At 49.4% G+C, this 20,538-nt stretch carries 16 protein-coding genes; all 16 read right to left on the bottom strand.

What is annotated here, in order from left to right; all coding sequences use genetic code 11:
• Nucleotides 1-3: 3 nt before the first annotated feature.
• The 16 genes from DFR60_RS05635 to DFR60_RS05565 all read right to left on the bottom strand — a co-directional run bounded on the left by DFR60_RS05635 (nucleotide 4) and on the right by DFR60_RS05565 (nucleotide 20,537).
• A complete protein-coding gene (locus DFR60_RS05635; RefSeq protein ID WP_110322003.1) occupies nucleotides 4-984 on the bottom strand; it encodes an ROK family protein in 981 nt (326 codons plus the stop codon).
• Nucleotides 975-2,381, bottom strand: coding sequence for a sedoheptulokinase (locus tag DFR60_RS05630; protein WP_110322002.1), 1,407 nt, complete (start codon nucleotides 2,379-2,381; stop codon nucleotides 975-977). The genes DFR60_RS05635 and DFR60_RS05630 overlap by 10 nt, the downstream gene beginning before the upstream one ends.
• Entirely contained in the window at nucleotides 2,381-4,465 is a 2,085-nt protein-coding gene (locus tag DFR60_RS05625; protein WP_110322001.1) for a Sip1-related alpha-galactosidase, read from the bottom strand. Before DFR60_RS05625 ends, DFR60_RS05630 begins: the two co-directional genes overlap by 1 nt.
• A gap of 28 nt (nucleotides 4,466-4,493) precedes the next feature.
• Entirely contained in the window at nucleotides 4,494-5,708 is a 1,215-nt protein-coding gene (locus tag DFR60_RS05620; RefSeq protein WP_110322000.1) for an ROK family transcriptional regulator, read from the bottom strand.
• A gap of 111 nt (nucleotides 5,709-5,819) precedes the next feature.
• Complete coding sequence (locus tag DFR60_RS05615) at nucleotides 5,820-6,698, bottom strand: carbohydrate ABC transporter permease (protein ID WP_110321999.1); 879 nt, start codon at nucleotides 6,696-6,698, stop codon at nucleotides 5,820-5,822.
• Nucleotides 6,698-7,618 (bottom strand): carbohydrate ABC transporter permease, encoded by a 921-nt coding sequence (locus DFR60_RS05610; protein WP_243004980.1) that lies wholly within the window; start codon nucleotides 7,616-7,618, stop codon nucleotides 6,698-6,700. Before DFR60_RS05610 ends, DFR60_RS05615 begins: the two co-directional genes overlap by 1 nt.
• Before the next feature lie 54 nt (nucleotides 7,619-7,672).
• Nucleotides 7,673-9,037 (bottom strand): ABC transporter substrate-binding protein, encoded by a 1,365-nt coding sequence (locus tag DFR60_RS05605; RefSeq protein ID WP_167437512.1) that lies wholly within the window; start codon nucleotides 9,035-9,037, stop codon nucleotides 7,673-7,675.
• Nucleotides 9,038-10,052: 1,015 nt separating this feature from the next.
• On the bottom strand, nucleotides 10,053-10,169 hold the full coding sequence (locus DFR60_RS31550; RefSeq protein ID WP_373266368.1) for a putative holin-like toxin: 117 nt from the start codon (nucleotides 10,167-10,169) through the stop codon (nucleotides 10,053-10,055).
• Between the two features lie 313 nt (nucleotides 10,170-10,482).
• Nucleotides 10,483-11,742, bottom strand: a complete 1,260-nt coding sequence (locus tag DFR60_RS05600) for an ABC transporter substrate-binding protein (protein WP_110321997.1) — start codon at nucleotides 11,740-11,742, stop codon at nucleotides 10,483-10,485.
• Between the two features lie 21 nt (nucleotides 11,743-11,763).
• A complete protein-coding gene (locus DFR60_RS05595; protein ID WP_110322076.1) occupies nucleotides 11,764-12,678 on the bottom strand; it encodes an AraC family transcriptional regulator in 915 nt (304 codons plus the stop codon).
• Between the two features lie 16 nt (nucleotides 12,679-12,694).
• On the bottom strand, nucleotides 12,695-13,774 hold the full coding sequence (locus tag DFR60_RS05590; RefSeq protein WP_110321996.1) for a glycoside hydrolase family 88/105 protein: 1,080 nt from the start codon (nucleotides 13,772-13,774) through the stop codon (nucleotides 12,695-12,697).
• Nucleotides 13,767-16,295 carry a hypothetical protein gene (locus DFR60_RS05585; protein ID WP_110321995.1) on the bottom strand — a complete coding sequence of 843 codons (2,529 nt, stop codon included), beginning with the start codon at nucleotides 16,293-16,295 and terminating at the stop codon, nucleotides 13,767-13,769. Before DFR60_RS05585 ends, DFR60_RS05590 begins: the two co-directional genes overlap by 8 nt.
• Nucleotides 16,296-16,309: 14 nt before the next feature.
• Nucleotides 16,310-17,143: a carbohydrate ABC transporter permease gene (locus DFR60_RS05580; RefSeq protein ID WP_110321994.1), complete on the bottom strand. Its 834-nt coding sequence runs from the start codon at nucleotides 17,141-17,143 to the stop codon at nucleotides 16,310-16,312.
• Nucleotides 17,133-18,008, bottom strand: coding sequence for a carbohydrate ABC transporter permease (locus DFR60_RS05575; protein ID WP_110321993.1), 876 nt, complete (start codon nucleotides 18,006-18,008; stop codon nucleotides 17,133-17,135). The genes DFR60_RS05580 and DFR60_RS05575 overlap by 11 nt, the downstream gene beginning before the upstream one ends.
• Before the next feature lie 256 nt (nucleotides 18,009-18,264).
• On the bottom strand, nucleotides 18,265-19,665 hold the full coding sequence (locus DFR60_RS05570; protein WP_110321992.1) for an MATE family efflux transporter: 1,401 nt from the start codon (nucleotides 19,663-19,665) through the stop codon (nucleotides 18,265-18,267).
• The gene (locus tag DFR60_RS05565; protein ID WP_110321991.1) at nucleotides 19,662-20,537 is read right to left on the bottom strand and encodes a sugar phosphate isomerase/epimerase family protein; all 876 of its coding nucleotides are present in this window, start codon (nucleotides 20,535-20,537) and stop codon (nucleotides 19,662-19,664) included. The genes DFR60_RS05570 and DFR60_RS05565 overlap by 4 nt, the downstream gene beginning before the upstream one ends.
• Nucleotide 20,538 lies beyond the last annotated feature (1 nt).

Raw genomic sequence — 20,538 nt, 5'->3', positions numbered from 1 at the left:
TCCTTATCTGTAAAAGTCGTCGTAGGCTTTCATTCCTACCGAAACAGCCGCGTAGTCCCCAATCATCTCTCCCAGGGTGGCCGGTACAATCTTGCAGGCTCTTCCCGAGGCGGCCAGGGCTTCCCTGGCGATCACGGCCTGCATTCCCGGTTCCAGAGCATCCTTCTGCCTGGCGTAAATACTGCCCAGTACGATCATATCCGGATTTAAAATATCGATCAGGATAGAAAGGCCTCTCCCTAAATACTCCGCCACGATATCAAAGATCTCCCTGGCTGTGGCATCTCCTTCCTCCAGCGCCCTGCCGATTTCCTTACAGTCCACTTCAGAAAGCCTGTCCATCGATGTACAGAAGGAGGGAACAATGCCATGTTCCAGGGCTTCCTTCGCCTTCATTCTTCCTAAATTAGCGATTCCTCCGCCGCTGCAAAAGCCCTCAAAGGAACCATTTTTTCCATACCCATAAGGCCCGTCCTTTTCCAGTCGGATATGCCCCACCTCGCCCGCCATACAGGTGGATCCCTGATACAGCTGGCCGTTTAAGATCATGCCCGCCCCCATTCCGGTTCCAAAGGTTAAAAACACCATATTTTTCGTCCCTTTTCCCGCACCAAGCCTCCACTCTGCCAGCGCACATGCATCCGCGTCGTTCTGCAGCATAACCGGAACGCGAAACGCATTTTGTAAGGGTGTAAAAATATCCGCGTTATCCCATTTGGGCAAATTAGGAGGCGCCATGATGACTCCCTTTTCCGCGTCCAGCGGCCCTCCGCACGAAATACCGATAGAACAAAGACGCCAGTCCGGATTCGTTTTTAACTGTGTCTGGATAATTCCGATATACTCTTCGAAAGCTGCCCTGTAATCGTCTGTCTTCGTAGGCCTTTTCACCTTATCCAGGATCTCGATTCCTCCGTCCGCATAACGGGCAAAGGAGACGGCGCTCTTCGTTCCTCCAATATCAATTCCAGCAATTATCTGCATTCTGCTCCCCCCTCAATGACCGCCCGCCGGACGTACAGCGCCGCGCCGGACGCCGCCTCTTCTTCCCGGTCCGTAAAAATAACCGGCAGACCGAATACACGTTCCACGTCTTCCCTCAAAAGCGTATTTTTCCGAATCCCGTTGCCGGACGCCACAATCTGCGTCTTTCCCGCACATACCATGTCCGGAAATGTGCTGTATAAGGAGAACAGCTCATGGGCCATGCCCGCCGTAAAGCTGCGGATGAAGTCTTCCGGATGGAAATTATCCGGGTTTAACCCGTAGATTCCCGCTTCCTGCCCCGGTTCCATCTCTTTCCTGCTTCCATAAAGAGTCGGTACCGCGCGCAGTTTTGTCTCTTTTTCCTCCATTGCCAGGCGTTCCATAGCCTTGTAGGCGTCAATCTTCTGCCCGGTAAATTTCTCGCAGACCTCCTCGAAAAATGCAGCCAGACGCTCATACACTTTTCCTCCGTTTAAGGAGGCGCCCACATACAAGTATCCGTCTTCGATCCAGGGCCGGATATCGGTTCCGGCCTCCGGGTAAAAATCTTTGCTGTAAACCGACACTTGAGAGCCGGTTCCCACATTGATGCTGACGGCATGCTCCTGATCCCTGACAGCCCCCAGGAAGCTGGCCTGATTGTCTCCTACCGCATAAAGCACCGGAACCGATTCTGGCACAACACGATCCCCGCCCGTCAAATCCATCTCACTCTCCACGTTCACAGATCCGGCAGTCAGATCTTTCGCCCCTGCAACCGCGGGATAATAGGATATATCCACGCCGGCTGCCAAGAGTTTTTCCAGCTCAAACCGGCCTTCCTCCAAGTCACAGCCTCCGAAGCTGACCGCCGTTGTCTTATGAACGACCGCCTTTCGGCTTCCGGTTAATTGCATAGCCAGATAATCTCCAATCCCAACAAACGCTGCCGCGTTATCCGGAATCTGCCCCGTCTCCTGAAGGTAAAAATGTGTGACACTTCCATACCCCGTATAAAAGGGCAGTCCCGTCTCCTTCGCCAGATAACGGGCATAGGTCAGGCCATCGCGGTACTCCTTATTCCCATCTTCATTTTTCCAGGTATAAAGCGGAGTTACCGCCTTCCCCATACTATCTGTATACAAAATACCATGCATCTGACTGGATATTCCCACTCCGGCCAGCACCGCATCTTTTCTTGTTTCACGTTCCCCGGTCCAAAGCTTTAATTCCATCATCAATTCTTTATATAACTCTTTTACCACCGATACAATTCTATCCGGATCCTGAAGATAGCTTCCTGTATTTACAAAGGAATTAGGTGCACTTACACTCCTTATTATTTTATCTTCTGTCAGATCATAGAGAACCGCACAGATCGAAGTGGTCCCTATATCAATTCCCAAAGATATCATCACACAACCTCACCTTTCCCATACCACTCTATCTCCACCAGGCAGTCCACTTTTTCACACGGAACCGTCCAGAGCATCCCGCCCCGGCAGACCGCCTCACATTCCCTGCCGTCAATCCGCACCCGGTACGGTCCCTGATCCGCTGCAAAGCCAAGCGTGCCGGCCTCCCAAACGAGGGCAGTCACACGGCATTCCTCTTTGCGCAGGATTCGGAGGCCGCCACAGGAAATATACTTTTCCAGTATTCCGATCAGCCTGCCCCGGCCGCAGTCCGGAACGAGCAGGAACAGATTCGCCCCGCCTTCCGGCAGCAAAAAGTTTATCCCGGCATCTCCCAGTCTGCAAACCGTCCTCGCTTTATAATCGTATACCAGCCAGTTTCGTCCTGAAAGTGCCGGAATGTCGGTCTTATCAAGCTTCCCCTGGCAGTTTTCTTCTTTTCCGCAGATATGGAAGGCGCCAATCACATAGTTTTCTCCGTACCGGTTAAATATCTTAAGCGGCCGCAGCGTGTCTGCCGGATTTTCAAACAGACAGTCCGTCGTAGGCATGCCCACGTCCTCACACCGGATCACACGCCCTGTTCCTGTGATAAGGGGCCGGATAAAGTCCGGATCCGTCTCCCCCACCCGGTCGCTCACATAGACCGGGCCTCCGCTTACCGCGCGGAGAATGGAATTCTGCCAGTTTTCCTCATGGCTGCTGAAGAACATATCCCAGTCTCCCCAGAAAAACTGGCCCTGAAGAAGTGAATTATAGCTGTTCTGTACCGCGTGTTCCCGGAAACCGTGAGGCACCTCCGGGACGAAGTCATCGCTGCTTCTGGCTACGGCGCTGCTGGGACGGTTCCACATATCCTCACTGGCCATCCCCATACAGTTGATGATGCAGTTGTCAAAATAAAGCGCCGCCGATGCGTTCAGCCCTTTCTGAATCTCACGGGATGCATGTCCGTACGTCTCTAACCCTTCATAAGCCAGCGAGACCGCGCTTTGTCCGTCCACCTTCACGAAATCGATGCCGCAGCGGTTCTTTAAATACTCATGCCACGTTTCAAAAAAGGTAAATGCCTTTCCGGCCTCCGGTTCCGGAAGAATCCGGCCATCCGGCAGCCCCCTGGAGCCCATTTTCAGTTTCCGGGCCGCCGGAGAACCGCTGGCCAGACCGTTCCAATAGCCCATGACGGCGTGCCAGACCCCTACGCTGTCCACCTTCCAGATTTCCTTCAGCTCCTCTACACAGCCTTTTAAGCCCTCCGGAAAACGCCCTTTATCCGCGTCCAAATCAAACAGCAGCTTTTTATCGTAATCCGCGTCAAGCCACCCATCGTCAATCAGCACCCACTTTACCGGAAGCTGCTTCACCTGGAACTCTCTCATCTTTTTCATCACGCCTTCATGAGAAACCCTGTGGTAAAAAGCATCCCAGGTGCACCAGCCAAAGGAATCCAGTTTTTCCGGAAACCTCCTGTTTTTTCGGAACATGGAGGCTCTCCCCAGCCTGTCGAGAGCCGTCTTAACCGCTCTCTCACAGCAGAGATACGGGTCAGTTCCTCCGGCAAGCACCAGACTTAAGTCTTCCATACGGTTTCTGTTTCCAGCATTTGACGCCATGCGGACTGCCAAACGGTTCTCAGACCGGGAATGATCTCCCTCGTGTGATTCCACCCTACATAAATCCGTCCGGCAATTCTCCCCGCATACGGAAAGAATGACGAAATACGTGGCTCCGTTCTGAAACAGAAGGAGCTGCGTCCTGTCCGGAAGCGCTTTTATGTCCGAAAAAAAAGCGGGTCTGACCCACCAGTCCTTATGCTGATAGACGGCAAGGAAACGTTCCGTCTCAGGAAGCTCCATATGGTATACAAGGCCTTCCCGGGGATCAAAATATGTCTGTGGTCCAAAACAGGGCTCCCTCGTCTCCTTTTCCGCCCGCACCGTAATAAGCACAGTATCTTCCGCTGCTGTCTCCTGCAGTTCTCCCGCCGTCCCCTCCTCTGGAGAAAGAGACAGCAGAAAAACTACTCTGTCCTCCCAAATCACTTCTATCTGATCACACTGAGTTATTTTTCTGCTGCTAAACATAGAACCCCTTTTTTCTTCTTTTCTCTTTTTAATGGAACACTTCGTTCACAAACTGATTGAAGAAGTGATCCGTCACAATCTCGCCGGCTCCAATGACACCTGCATTTTCCCTTAATACAGATACCGCCATATAGTTTTCCTTTGCTCCCTTCACCTTCCTCTGATTCGCCACATCCTGGACAATATTAAAATACATGGGATACTTCTGTATCAGGATTCCGCCCAGAATAATCATCTCAGGATCAAAGGTATTGATCAGATTGCTGACCGCCACTCCGACATAGAAAGCGGAGCGGTTTAAGATGGAAATGGTGAGCAGATCCTTTTTGTCCGTCATCTCAAACACATCCTCGATCGTCAGGGAATTCCTCTTATGGTAAAGCGGGTGGTCCTTCTGATTCTCAAGCTGTTCTCCCAGCATCCGCAGTACGGCAATGCCGGAGCTCATGGCCTCCAGGCACCCGCGGTTCCCGCAGTTGCAGAGCGGACCGTTTAAATCAATGGTGATATGCCCGAACTCACCGGCGATACAGTTGGCGCCTACGTTCAGCTTTCCATCGATAATGATACCGCTGCCGATTCCCATATCCACTTCCACGTATGCGAGATTGGAGCAGTCCCGGTTATTTCTGTACCAGTACTCGGCAAATGCAATTACATTCGTATCTTTATTCAGAAAGACGGGAAAACCGGTTCTCCCCTCCAGCGTTTCCTTCAAAGGAAGGTAATCCAGCATCGGCATATTGGGCGGAGTCAGAATTACGCCGCTTTCACAGTCCAGAGGACCTGGAGCGCCTACACCGATACCCAGAATATCGTCCCGCTTCACACCGGATTTTTCTATCACCCTGTTCACGGCCTCAGCCAGCATGGTCACAAAATCGTTCTGATTCTCAAATTCCTTATCCATGGAATACCGCTCGATGGCCAGAATCTGCCCCCGCAGATTTAAGAGGGCAATACCAGTAATAAATTTATTGATATGGATGCCTATGGTGTAGCGGTAATTCTCATTGATCACATAGGATACTGCTTTTCTGCCCATGCCGCCCGATTCCATCTGTCCGTCACGGATCAGATTCAGTTCCTGGAGCTCCGCCAGGATCTTCTTGATCGCCATAAACGTCAGGCCGGTAACGCTGGCGAGTCCTGCCTTCGTAGCCGTGCCGTTCCTTCTGATGTAACCCAGCACTGTTCTTCTGTTAAAATTCTTGAGCTGTACCTGATTATTCTGGTCTGCCATATTTCTTCCTTTTCCTTTTCATTTGTCTGAAACTCATAGTACCATTATACTTCAGGGCAAATGATATTTCAATTCGCCAAATGCTTCAACAGATTGAACAGCAGCAATAAACTATCCCTTTACCGCTCCGCCGATATTCATGCCATCTGTAAAGTATCTCTGCAGGCACATGAAAACGACGATAATCGGAAGTAAAACAATACAGGAAGCCGCCATTAAGTAGTTCCACTGGGTATTGGACTGGCTCACGAATATCTTAAGCCCCAGCTGCAGGGTGAAAGTCTTCGTATCCATCAGGTACAGCAGCGGCTTCAAAAAGTCATTCCAGCTCCAGTTAAAGGAGAGTACCACCACCGTCATGATTGCAGGCTTGGCCATAGGAAGCATGATGCTTCTCCAGATCCGGAAATGGGAGGCGCCGTCGATCTGCGCCGATTCAATGACCGAGTTGGGAATCCCCGCGTAAAACTGCCGGAGCATAAAGATAAAGTATGCTGATCCCATAAACTGCGGTACAATAAGCGGCAGATACGTGCCGACCCATCCCAGCTTCGCATACAGGACGTACTGGGGGATCATCGTCACAAATTCCGGAATCATCATCGTCGCCAGGATAATGGAGAACATGATGTTTCTGCCTGGAAACCGTATCTTTGCGAATCCGTAGGCCACCAGAGAATTAGCGAGCACACCGCCGAGAATGGCAAATGCCGCCACAAATACGGAATTGAAAAACCACCGGGTAAATTCCGCGCTTACCCAGGCGTCCTTAAAGTTGCTCCAAATTGGCTCGTGGGGATACCACGTAATCGGATACGTAAATATCTCATCCATGCTCTTTAAGGCGGTGGACACCATGAACCACAGGGGCATGATCACCGTCAGGGACGCGGCCGCCAGAAGAATAAAACAGATCACATTAACGATTGTCTTTTTCCTGCGTCTGCTGGTCAGTCCGCCCCTCTTTCCTGTTTTCGTATCAGCAGCCATTACGTCTCACCTTCTTCCGTATGTACCCAGTATTTTGATGCGATCAGATTGACCACGGTTATCGACATAACAATCAGGAGCAAAAACCATGCCATCGCAGACGCATATCCCATGTCGTAATGGGTAAATGCCTCCTGATAAATATGCAGATTATAGAACAGAAGGGACCCTGCCGGATCTCCCTTACCGTTCTTGCTCATGACCAGCGCCTCCTGGAATACCTGAAATGCACCCGTCATATTGGTGATGATGTCAAAAAAGATAATAGGGGAAATCTGCGGCAGTGTGATCTTACGGAATTTCTGTAAAAACGAGGCGCCGTCAATATCGGCTGCTTCATACAAATCCCTGGAAACCGAATTCATGGAAGATAAGTATAACAGCATGCTGGTTCCCAGTGCCCATACCCGCATCATAACCAGAGATGGTTTCGTCCAGGCCGGATCGGAGAGCCAGGAAGGCCCTTCGATTCCCACCAGCCGCAGCACGGAATTGATCAGTCCGCTCTGAGGAGCCAGCAGCTGCATCCAGAGCTGATATACCGCCACACCGGAAAGTACGGTAGGCAGGTAAAAAAGCATCCGAAACAGCGGTGTTCCCTTCACCTTCTGGTTCAGCAGCGTCGCAAGAAAAATCGCACAGATACAGGAGCTGGGCACTGCCAGCGCCACGTAGTAAAGTGTGTTTCCCAATGACTTCCAGAATACAGGATCCTTAGTAAACATCTTTATGTAATTGGAAAGCCCGATAAAGTCCATTCTGGAAGTCATGTTATAATTCGTAAATGATGCATACAGCGAAAAAAGCAATGGTCCTCCTGTCAGACAGAGGAAGCCTATCAGCCACGGGCTGATAAACAGCCAGCCCGCTCGCGCCTCTCTGCTTTCACGCTTCGTCATGGTGTGTTTCATCTTTGTCATTTGACACCCCCCTGTGTCTCCCCCTGTCTCTGTGACAGAAAGTTACCAGCGCCGTTATTTGCTGTCCTGTACCAACTGTTCAACTGAAGCCTGAGCCTCGTCAAGTGCCTCCTGCGGTGTCTTGTTACCCAGAATGATCTCATCCAGATACGGAAGCACGATGTCGGAAGCGCCCGGTGCAGTCAGACGGTCCTGAGTAACGACTGTGGTCGGCATGGCCTCCAGCGCCATCTTAAATACAGGGATATCCATCAGGGACGGATCCTGTGATGCTTCAATATTCGCTACGGTATCGTAAACTTCAGATGCCCAGTAAATCTGTGATTCCTTGCTGGTGATGAATTTTACGAATTCCCATGAACCGTCTGTATCCTTGGCTCCATAAGGGATCTCAACAGAGAAACCGCCGCCCCAGGAATAGTGTTCGCCGCCTTCTTCCAGTGCCGGAAGCAGGGCCACACCGTAATTCTTATCCGGTGCATAGTCGCGTACCTTTGTAAATTCGGTCGGTGTATTCACCCACATCGCCACTTTGCCGGCGACGAAAGGATTCGTCATACCATTGCCAAATTCAGCCGAAAAACTGTCCAGTTCTTTCTTTCCATAATACTGGTAAAAATCATTATAAATATTCTCAAACATCTTTACCTTTTCAGGTGTGTTCACGTAGACATTGCCGTCTGCGTCTGTATAATCTTTTCCGTCTGCGGTAAATGCCCATGCATTCCACTCCAGGGTTCCCGGGAAGAATCCGAGGCGCTCATAGGAACCGTTGTCCTTTTTCACATCCAGCTTTCTGGCATACTCCACAAGCTGTGCCCATGTTTCTGGCGGTGCTTCCGGATCCAGTCCCGCCTCCGCAAATGCATCCTTGTCATAGTAAAGAATTCTGGTATCTGTTACGTAAGGCAGTCCATAGGCATGTCCGTCATACATCATGGCATCCATCAGCTGTGGATAAAACTGGTCTGTAAAACCATCGCCCTCTTTTGCAATCAGATCCGTCAAGTCCGTCGCCTGCTTCGCTTCCGCCCTGTGCGTAACGGTACGGATATCCTGAATAATCACGTCAGGAGGATTCCCTGCCGCGGTGGCTGCCAATGCCTTTGTCCATACATCCCCCCATGGATAGTTGACATGCACCACCTCATATGTATCCTGAGACTCATTAAAGTTCTGACAGAGCTGTTCAATTACATGTTTGTACTGACCATCTCCCCACCAGTCCCATATTTCCAGTTTAACGCGATCCCCCGACGCCTCTTTTGACGTGCCTTCCTCTTTCGTTCCTTCTGCCTGGGCCGTCGTATCCGCGGCTCCATTGGTGCCCGCGTTTTCAGCCGGCTGGCTCTTGCATGCGGTCAGACTCATGATCCCAAGTGCTGTGGCGATTGATAAACCGATCAGTTTTTTTCTCATGCCTTTCTCCTCCATTAAATTAAGTTTAATTTTTACTCATTAGAAGTTCCAATACTCTTCCTGCTTTTTAATATACGCTTCTTTCGCGGCGTTGTCAATATCATTTATTAAATTAAGTTTAATATCTTCTTTTTCATTATTTTAAACAAATCAAACAAAGTTATTTTGTAAATTCTGTATAACACAACGTTATCGACTATATGCAAAAGATATTTTTATCGTTTTTTACTTTTACTGTTATTTTTACTTTTATAGTTATTATATTTTATTTAACCATTCAAAGCAATCATACAACAGGTTGTTTCCTTTTCATGTAGCCAAAATGTTGTCAATACTCCTTTAGGGGAGTTTGATAATTATATTTATAAATGTTAGGAAGCCACATCTTTCATATTCCTGGAAAAAGTAAAAGAGGAACACTCACATGCAATGCTGTACTAAGGCGTATTTGTCCTTGTAACAGGTTGGCGCAAAATGGGAATTAAAACGGTAAAACAGCTCCTGTAAAACATCGTCGGAAAGCTTGCTGCACTGTTGATAGAAAGCGGAGAGTATAGGTATGTCCTTATGGCAGTTGAAGAATTTCATGAGTTCATGGTTAACAGAACCGGATGTTTAGAAAAGTTGTCCTATTTCGAATCCATACATTTGATTTCAAAGAGAAGAACCTCTTTGATGCGGAAAGGAAAAGTCATAAATTAATACCTCCTTGTACTTAGTGAAAAAAACACTATAAATACAAGGGGTACTTTCGCTGATTAATCAGTGAAAGTACCCGCACATTTAGACATTGATGTCAAGTGTTATGGGCTTAGCTAACTGACATTGGCCATGAATAGTAACATCCGAGGAATTTTCCGGATGATTTTTCAGAAATTACTTGATTTTTAAAGATGTATTGTTTATAATAAATTTACAAGGAAAAGCACTCACTCCAAAAGTGGATGCTCCCAAGATGAACAGTTACATGTCCATGACGGACATCGCCCACCCTGCTGCTGACAGGGTGGGCATTTTATTTGTGCTTATTTCTCTTATCGAGAAAGGCGATCAACGCTACAATCAGGCAACCAAAGGATATCAATAATCCTAATATCCCTATGAAGACCGTTATGATCTCGTATGCTGTCATGGGCGCCACCTCCTTCCTATGTATTCCGGCGAACCGGCGAAGGCTGGGAGGCTGTCACTCCTGTCATGAGTACTTTTCACTTATTATTTTACTCCGAATTTTTTACTTTGTAATCCCTAACGGAGTAAAGAATCTAAATTAATTCGCAAGGCGTTACAATTTATGGCCTAGCGCTCAATTTCATCTTTACCCAAGAAAAGCCGCCGTCCCATCTGATCCCCTCATCCGGTACGGCAGCTCATCTCACTGGTTCACAAACCCATTTCCTTTGATCCCAGTTTATTATTCTTTTCCCTCAGGCATCCTCTTCCAACTATTTCAATTCCTCCAGCGTATCCGTAATCAGCTTGTCCATATCTTCCGCATACTGATCCACCGTCAGCTGGCCGGCCAGCACCTCGATCAGCTTATCTCTCAAATCATTCTGAATCGCCCCGGTAAATGCCTGGTAGCCCCACTCTGCACCCGGCTGCGGTCCTGTAGCTGCCAGCTCCTGAGAGAAGATCGTGAAGAATTCTTTTCCGTATTCATAGTCCAGGCTCTCATTGCCCTTAACCTGAGATAAGTAGCTGTTTTCCACGCAGTACTGCGCATTGTTCTCCGCCTTGGAAATCCATTCAATGAATTCCGCAGCTTCCTTCTCCACACCTGTGTTCTGGAAAGCAGCCAGGTACTTGCCGCCCGGTACGGAGGAACGGATCGCTTCCTTTGGCAGATAGGTAACGCCCCAGTCAAAGTCCGTAATCTCTTCCTTATAGTTTGCAATCATCCAGCTTCCCGCAAAATGCATGGCCACCTGACCGGTACGGAACAGGTTGTTGGGGTTTTCCGATCCCAGCCATACAGAGGTCGGGATAATTCCCTCGTCGTGCAGATCCTTAAAGAAGCTTACCGCCCTTTTCGTCTCATCTGTATTGAAATTCGACGCTGTCAAATCGCTGTTTAACATGCTGCCTCCAGCCTCGTACAGCAGAGTGGTGAAACGCTGCGGAGACTTGTCATAGACCAGTCCGTATTTACAGTCACTCTTATCCATCACGGTCTTCATGGCTTCCTTCCATTCATCCCAGGTCCAGATCTCATCCTCTGACTGCGGCACAGCCACACCGGCTTTTTCAAACGCTGTCTTATTATAAATTAATCCATTGGCTGTTACATCCATGGGAGCCGCCAGGATTTTTCCGTCAAATACAAACTTTAACCCCTCGCCAAAGCTGTTCTGGAACGTATCCTTGTCCGACACGTATCCGCCCAAATCCACCAGTTGGTTCTGGAACGGCCCGATATTCGTAAGCCTGGCCAGCGCCGGAGCTTCCTTGCCGTTGATCATGTTCTTGATCTTGCTTTCGAGATCCGCATATGGAACTTCGATCAGCTCGATCTTGATATTCGGATGCTCCTCCATATATTTGCCGGCCAGTTTCATGAAGGATTCCCCCTCTTTTCCATCACTGAACCAGACGACATCCAACGTCTTTACTTCATTTTCGGTCTTCCTGCCCCCGCCGGAACAGCCGGAAAGCGTCCCCAATACCATAGCCCCTGCCAGCAGAACTGATAACCATTTCTTCATAAGATTCTCTCCTTTCAAAAATCATACATTATTGTTCTTTTTATTCTGTGCATACTTTTTCGGTGTGATCCCCGTACTCTTTTTAAACACCGAGATAAAGTGGCTGTCACTGTTGTAAGAAAGTTTCAGCGCCACATCCGTAACCGAAGTGCCCTTTTTCAAAAGTGCTTTGGCCGCAATAATCTTCTGGTTCGTCACATACTGCAGAACCGCAAACCCGGTCTCCTTTTTGAAATAATGACTTAAATAATAACGGTTCATATAAAATTTTCCCGCAATCTCATCCAGGTCCAGTTTTTCCTCCACGTGGGTTGCGATATATTTCTTGATCTGTTCCACCCGCTCCCGGTACAGAATCGGGTCCCGGAATTTCTCCTCGTCCCCTTTCAGTTTCCGTTCCTCCTGATCCGCGGCAGTGTGTTTCTCCTTCGTAAAAAACTTATACATCTCATTAATGGCTGTAATCAGTTCCAGAATGGAGAGGCGGATCTTAACAGACGCTTCATCACTGCTGCCGCTGCCTATATTCGTCTCGATTCTGGCCAGGAGCCGCTCCACCCGCTTCAGATTTTCGCCCTCCAGATAGAGCTTGTGGACGAAATCGTCTCCCCTGTTCTCGAAAAACATGGTAAAGTCATAGCCAAACGCCTTTGTCATCGGTTCCAGCAGTTCCGGTTCAAACATCAGGACGTATCGGTTGTATTCCTGCCCCTCCGCCCCACTGGTGCGGTGATATTCCCGGTTGTTAACAAAAAACAGATCGCCCTTCATCACATGGTAGACGCGGTCACCGATTTCCAGCAGCGCCCCATCGCTTAAGAACAGAATAATCTCATATTGGTTGTGAAAATGAAAGCCCTGCATCGACCAGTTTTGTGTACTTCCATGAAAATAATACAGAGATTCAAATTCTTCAAAAAATACGCGTTCTTTCATTGTCACAACCTCCATTCTAATGCCAGTAATCCGTCAATGCCTCCTGAAGGGCCAGTATCATCAGTGCCTGTCCATACGTCATGGGGCAGCACGGAATTTTATTGTAAAATTCCTTATCAAGCCCGATTGGGGTGCCATAAGATACATTCTTCACCGTTCCGTCATCGCCGATGTTGTCCAGCAGCCCCTTCACGGCCTTTTCTATGAGCCCCTCGTACGCTTCCCGCTTCAGAATTCCAAGCCTCACGCCCTGCATAATGCCCCTTAAAAATGCCGCGCTGGCGGAGAGTTCCAGGTAGGTATCCGGGTCGTCGATCACCGTGTGCCACAGCCCCGTTTCCGGATCTGCATACCGTTTCAGCGCCTCCACCTGATTTTCATAGACCGTAAGGAAATGGCGTTTCAGCCCTTCCTCCATAGGAATTTCCTGGATCAGTTCCATTGCCACAATCGTATACCAGCAATTTCCCCGCCCCCAGAGAATTCCGCCATAATTGTCGTTCCTCTTAAAATTAAAGCCATGGTAAAACAGCCCCTCATTTTTATTCAGAAGGTATTTAATATGGCACAAAACCTGATACTTTGCTTCCTCGATATAATCCGGCCGATTTAAGAGCTTGCCGGCCCGGGCCAGAAACAGCACCGTCATAAACAGTGTGTCGATCAGGATCTCCGAGTCATTGGGATTGCCGGTAATCATATGCTGAAAACAGCCGTCTCCGGTCCGAATCAGTCCTTTATCCTCCATGATCCAGTCCGCCCATTCTCCAATTAAGGAGAGATAGGACTCCTTTTTCGTAATTTCATAAAGGTAGGTGAGTGTCAGCATGGGGGAAGTCGTATTCACATTTTTTTCAACGATTCCCTCCTCCATGCGTCTGTCATACCATTCCGTCAGGAACGTGAGCAGCTCCGGTTTCCGGCTCATCTCATAATACCGGTAAAGGCCGAACAGCCCCACCCCCTGCGGCCATTCCCAACAGTTGATGTCGATCAGGCTGACCGGATATTTCTCCTTCATTCCATTATTTTTCAGTATCATCATCTTGTCCGATACAAGATTCAGCTTTTCTTCCATAATCTGTTTCTCAACCACGATCGCATTCCTCCAGAATTAATTTGCCCTCCACGTCCAGCGGATAGTCATAGACCGTTTCTCCGTTTACTTTCAGAAGGAAATCCGGGCCGGTCAGGAACTCCGTTCCCCTCTCATCCCTTACCACAGTCTCCTCCCCGTCTGTCCGGATCTCTATTTTCTTAAACGCAGCAAGCAGCGCATCCAAATCGCCGTACTCGTCCATTCGTCCTGCCCGAATGACCCACACATTATCGCGGCCCTGACTCATGAATTCCCGGAAACAGTTTGGTCCTTCCTGCTGCATGGTCAGCCCGTTCATCGCCTTCACCGCAATGTAAGCGCCGTCCTTATCCAGGACAATGACGCCGTCTTCCCCAAGATACCGGGTAAATGCGGAGAGCGGTATATAAGCATGAGTATAGCCGATTCTTTCCTCCCTGCCAATCCGATACCGGAGAATCGCCGTATTGCGGTATTGGACTGCCAGTGGCAGGATCCCATTCCCAGCCCAGAAGTTAGGCCGGCCGCTGCCGTACGGGAATGACTCCCCCGGGTGGTTTACGAACACCTGGGCCAGTTCATCAATCACTGCCTGAACAATATGCTCCTGATATCCCTTCTGAAATGGTTTGAATCCCACCGCAGTCGAGAGCAGGGCATAAGCGTTCTTATACAGATAGAGATTCACATGCTTCTCAAACCCTTGAGTATTCCTAAATATCAGTTCCTGGTTCTCCTTTAACGCTCCGTAAGGCCTAAACTCCTCCGGTGCCGCATAGTCTCCGAGAGCCAGCGGAATACAGCCATTGCAGGCCCGGTTCAAATACCCGTCTCCGTAGGCGAGATAGAGGAGAGACGTCGTACCCGCATTGAAATTTCCCTTCATTTCCTTTTCGTAGGAGCGGCCGAAGCTGGTCATCACGGCGCCCTTGTGCGCATTTACCCGGAGCGAGCAGAAGATCATGTCCAGAGCCCGTTTTGCCTTCTGATGGAACTCGCTTCCGGGTTCCGTCAGATTATAGAGCGTGCCCAGGCCCAGCACATCCACCGGAATATAGGCATTGGAGTTCCATTCGGTGATAAATTCTTTGAAGAAGTCCTCGAACCACTCGCGAAGCAGCTCCTCGCCTCTGGCGCTCGCCTCCCGCCCGGTTTTCCCGCTGCCCGTGAAGATTCTGTCCGGAAGCCAGCTTCCCGCCAGGTACTGGCAGCAATGGAATAAAAGCGCGTGATTCTCACTGAAGAACCACATCACGTCATCTCCCGGCTCATCGATCCAGTACCGGAAGCCGCACATGGCAAGCTCCAGCTCCTCCCGCATCTTCGGCGACAGACGCTCATAAAATGTACGGTAAATATACAGCATAATAATAAAATGGAAATCCGAACAGTCCTTTCTCGCCCAAACGCCGGGAAGTTCCGTGAGAAGGATCCGCTCTGCACGTTCCGTCTCAGGGCCCAGCTTTAAGAGCGCAGCCGCCTTGTATGTATTTTCCGGCGCATACTCTGTAATTACCCTCAGGATATGGCGTTTTCTATCCTCCAGATCAGCCTCATGATATTCTAAGAATTCTTTTCTTACCAGCTGATTCCCAATCTTACGTTTCAGAGAAATCCCCCGATGTTCTGCACACACCGTAAAGCAACAGTATCCCGGCGGGATCTCATCCGACTCGAAAAGCTCCAGAACCTTCTGATCCGGTTCCAGTTCATGGCGGAAGGCGCGCATCAGACTTTCCTGCCCCTCCATCTTCTCGATAAATTCACCCGGAGCTACCGCTACCGCGACAGGCAGAGGACAGGAAAATGGATTCGATATATTTAGCTTCACCGTCTCACTGATATACGCTTCCTTATCGAAATACATCTGATCCAGCATATTTTCCAACCGCCCGATCACGTCTGCATCCACTTCATCCCTCACCGGCACCAGCATGGTAAGCGACGCGTCTCCCAGGCGTTTTAAGCGGAAATAGTAGTCCGTGTCCCGCTCCGCCAGATCATCGAGGCAGACCAGAAGCCGGTTTTTTCCCGCCTTAAGCGGCAAAACGACCGTCGTCTTCTTCACCATGTTCCTTGTAAATGGGGTAAAGTCCGTGACAAACGCCCCATCCACCCAAATTGTAACACCGCCGCAGGTTTCCAGCTCAAACTCCACGTCACCTTCCGCCTCTGCTTCCAGCAGCACATAACTGTACATGCGCAGCCAGGTCGGGCAGTAATAGAATCCAGAGCTATCCACGCCCGTGTTGCCGAACGGAAAGTACGGAATGAGCGGGCGCGTCTGTCCAAAGACCTTTACTGTTTTCCCGTCCACTGCCCCGTCAAGTTCCAGATAATCCGGCATTTTCTCCTGTCTCTTTCTTACAAACTCTTTTCTGCACGGATTTTCATGGATTGCAAATCCCTTTTTCAGCCACTCATTCACCCGGCCGTAAAGCTTCACCTTGTCAAACTGCTGAACCTCCGTGAAGACACCGGCGGTCAGAAAACGGTTGACATACCCTTCCGCAAACAGCGGATATTCCAAGTACTTCATAGCAGACCCTCCTCTTATTCTTTTACTCCTCCGGCAGTCATGCCGCCGATAATATATTTCTGAAGTGTTACAAATACAATGATCACCGGTATCATCGAGATCACGGACATGGCCAGAAGGCTGTTCCAGTCCACAGAATACTCGCCCGAATAGTTGGCCAGGGCCAGCTGGATGGTATAGCGCTCCTTTCCGTTAATTACCAGCTTCGGCCACAGATAGTCGTTCCACCTCCACATGAAGGAGAAGATACAGAGAACCGATATGACCGGCTTCGCCATGGGAAGCATGATCTTTAAGAGGATATTAAGCTCTGACGCACCGTCGATTCTGGCCGCCTCCATATAGGCATCCGGGATTCCCACATAATACTGGCGCACCAGGAACACCGCCGTCGGGGATGCGACCGCCGGAATGATAAGCCCCCACAAATTATTGTATAGATGAGTCGCCACGATCACCTTGAAAATGGGGATCATAATGACTTCCAGCGGTACCATCAGCGTTGCAAGAACGATTCCAAACAGGATTTTGTCCCCCTTGAAATGGTACTTGGCAAATGCATAGCCGCTCATCACATTTACCACTATGGTCAGAAATGTGGCCACAAGGCTGACAAACACCGTGTTGAAAAAGTATATGCCAAAGTGGCCTTCCGCCATGGCCTTTGTGTAGTTATCCAGAGACGGATTCTTCCCCAGCAGGCTGGGTGGCCAGGAAAACAGCTCGCCGACGCTCTTAAAAGAAGAACAGATCACCCAGACTACCGGCATCAGAAACAAAAAGGTCAAAACCAGAAGAAGAATCCATTTGAGCCCCTCTGTACAGATTTTCTTTGTTTTAGTCTGCATCCTGTTCACCTCCCTGATTCAGTTTGAACTGAATAATTGTAAACAGCGCCAGGATAAGAAACAGCGCCATGGTCATTGCGCTGGCATAGCCCATCTTATTCTTTTCGAACCCTGTCTCCTGGATCATCTGCACCATGAATTTCGTAGCCCCGGCCGGACCGCCCTGGGTCAGGGAATACACGAGAGGATACGTCTTGATGATCGATACCGTGGATAAAACCAGCACCAGAAGGCTGGTGGGTTTCAGCAGAGGAAGCGTTATAAACCGAAACTGCTGCCACGCGCCTGCACCGTCGATTCGGGCCGCCTCGTAGCATGTCTCAGAGATCGCCTTGATTCCCGACACAAACATGACCATGTAGTAGCCTGCCATGCTCCAGACCGTGACAAAGATCACGACTCCCATGGCATTGTTCGGATCAGTCAGCCATTTGACCGGCGTCCGGTCCATCGCAGTCAGAAGGTAATTGACCAGGCCAAAATCTTCACCCAGCAGAAAACGCCAGGTAAGTCCGACGATGATCGTGGAAATCATGGTCGGCCAGTAGAACACCGCCCGGAAGAAATTGCTTCCGCGAATCCCTCCAGCCAGCAGAACCGCCAGTCCAAGGGCCGCCGCATAGACCGAGGGGACGGATACCAGAGTAAATATAAGCGTCCTCACAAACGAGTTCCAGAAGCTCTTATCGCCCAAAAGCGTCACATAGTTTTTTACCCCCACAAACACCTGGGGATTAACGCCATCCCATTTCGTCAGCGATATCCACAGGCCGTTCAGCGCCGGAAAAAACAGAAACAGGCCGAAGATAATCATAGTCGGAGCCAGTAAAAGATATGGGAATATTTTCTGCTCAAAGCTCTTCATTTCCAGGTTCTCCTTTTATTTTTTATTATTATAACACTATTTTTTTTGTAAAAATCTTGTTTTCTTATGCAAATATAACAATATATTGTCACCCGGAGCCGTTATTTTTTTAACATTTGCACGAACAGAGAGTTTTTTGTTTCACAGGGCAGGCTTTACTATAACGAAAAAAGTGACAGGTGATTTTTCGCAATCATCTGTCACTCTTTTCAATTAAAACCAGCCCCAGCATTCTCAGCTCAGCATTCTCCATTCCTCATTCCCGCTCCAGCCTCCTCATGAATATAAAATACGGTATAACAACAACCGGCAGGCTGGCAAGCGCCGCGACTCCATCAGGTAGACACATTCCAACCATCCCCAGCGTAGGAACAAGCAGCGCTACCGTAAGCCACCTTGCGGCAATTTGCAGAAACGCAGCTATCATAGGATATACCGCATGCCCAAGCGCCTGGACGGCTCCTCTGTAGAAATGCATGGGCACCATGAAAAAGATAGAAACGCACTGTACATTCAAATACACTCTGGCCGCGTGATAGGCTTCTTTCAGATCAGCAGGATCCTGATTTTTATTCAAAAAAAGCCCGATCAGGGAATCTCCGAACACAAGTAAAACAAGAGCCAGCCACGCCGCAAAGAGGAAGGCAAACACAGTCATGCTTTTCATCCCTTTACGGATTCTGACCGTCTTCATAGCCCCCAGATTTTGTCCTACAAAAACACTGATGGCTGAGCAAACCGCCTTCTCTACCGTTTCCAGCAAACAGTAAATTTTTTCACCCGCATCGATTCCCGCCGCCACAATGGCGCCGCAGGAATTAATATAGCGCTGCACAATCACCCCTCCCGCCGAGATCGCTATACTGTTAAAAAGCATGGGAATCCAAAGTGCAGAAGTCTCCCTGAGTATGCGCGGGTTCCACTTCCAGCTGTTTCTCGTAGTACGAAACGGTTCTTGCCTTACCGTCAGAAGCAACACCAGCACAGCGGCAGCCGTCTGCGCGATCAGAGTTGCCCGGGCGGCACCGCAGACTCCCCAGTGCAAGTCCACAATGAAATACAGGTCAAGGGCAACATTGAGTATTGCCGAGAGCACGACAGCCGCAAACGGTCCCTTACTGTTTCCCGCCGCCCTCAAAAATGCACAGGCCATATTATAGATCAGCCCAACCGGAATCGAGACTGATGCATACCAGAGATAAAGTCTCGCATCTTCATAGATATTTTCTGGAATATGCAGGAGGCGCAGCACAAAGTCAAGAGAAAGACACGACAGCAGTGTCAGAGAAAGCCCTGCTGCCAGAACAAATTCAATACCGGCTGCCACCACCTCTTTGAATCCGGTCCGGTCTCCCGCGCCAATCCTTCGGGATGCCACAATGCCGAACCCCATCGTACAGTCCATGCAGACGCCCAATATCGCCCAGCGCACCCAGCCGGTGCCTCCGATTGCCGCCAGCGCGTTCAGATTAACAAACCGCCCGACAATAACCGCATCCGTCAGAGAATATAACTGCTGGAACAGATTTCCCAGGATTATCGGCAATGCAAAGTACATAATACAGCCTACCGACGATCCCGTCGTCATATCAATCACTTTACTGCGAGCACGCACAGACCACTCACCGCCTTTCACAAAACGCAAGCTCTGTTTCATCCAACCCCAGAGCGTGTATCTCCCGATTCCTTACACAGCACGGTGTCAGAAAGCGCTTTCCAGTTTTTCCGTTCCGCCTCCACAGGATCTCCATAATAAGCTTCATACTCCAGCTCCTGGGTCAGGTATCCTGCATATTCGTATTTCTCCATACATTGAACCATTTCCGCAAGCGGAAAGTCCCCATCTCCCCAAACAAGATGATCATAGGTACGTTTTTTCATAAATCCATCAATAAAATGCATATGAATCAAATCTTTTCCAAAAGCCTGAAACCATTCTTCCAAGGTTTCTTCCGCGGCATAGACCGCGACTGTATCAGCCATCGCTTTCAGATTCGGCGTATCGGCCTGTCGGATGAGCTCCCTGGTATGCGCAAGACTGTCTGCAATGTTCGTCTCATCGGCGGTCAGGGATTCAATCGCCATGGTAACCCCCTCCTGCCCGGCCACTCGTCCCAGCCGGTGTAAAAGTTCCGCCGGCCCTTTCACCGCCTCCTCAAAAGGGATGTCTAACTCACAGCAGCCGGAATTTACAACGGCAATTCTCGCCCCCATAGCTGCTGCCGCTTTTATTCCATTCGAAAAAAATAGAAACGATTTGTCCCGGTATTCCTTGTTCCCGTGTCCATACTGATACTGGTATGCCATGCTCGGGACACAGGCACTCACAACTTTAAGCCGATGACCACAGATCTGTTTTTTCTTTTCCAGGCACTGGAAATACCCTATTGTATCAATCCAGAAATGAGGAGATCCCAGCCAGAGCTCCAGGCTTCTTATCCCCGTTGCTTCCATACAGCTTAAAAAGTATTCGAAGGAGTAAAACCGGTACATTTGATTCATCCCTGCAATCTGTTCCCGTTTCAGCATT

Source organism: Hungatella effluvii, from assembly GCF_003201875.1.
Classification (GTDB): Bacteria; Bacillota; Clostridia; order Lachnospirales; family Lachnospiraceae; genus Hungatella; species Hungatella effluvii.
The sequence above is the reverse complement of the archived record's forward strand: the minus strand, read 5'-3'. Positions and strand labels throughout refer to the sequence as shown.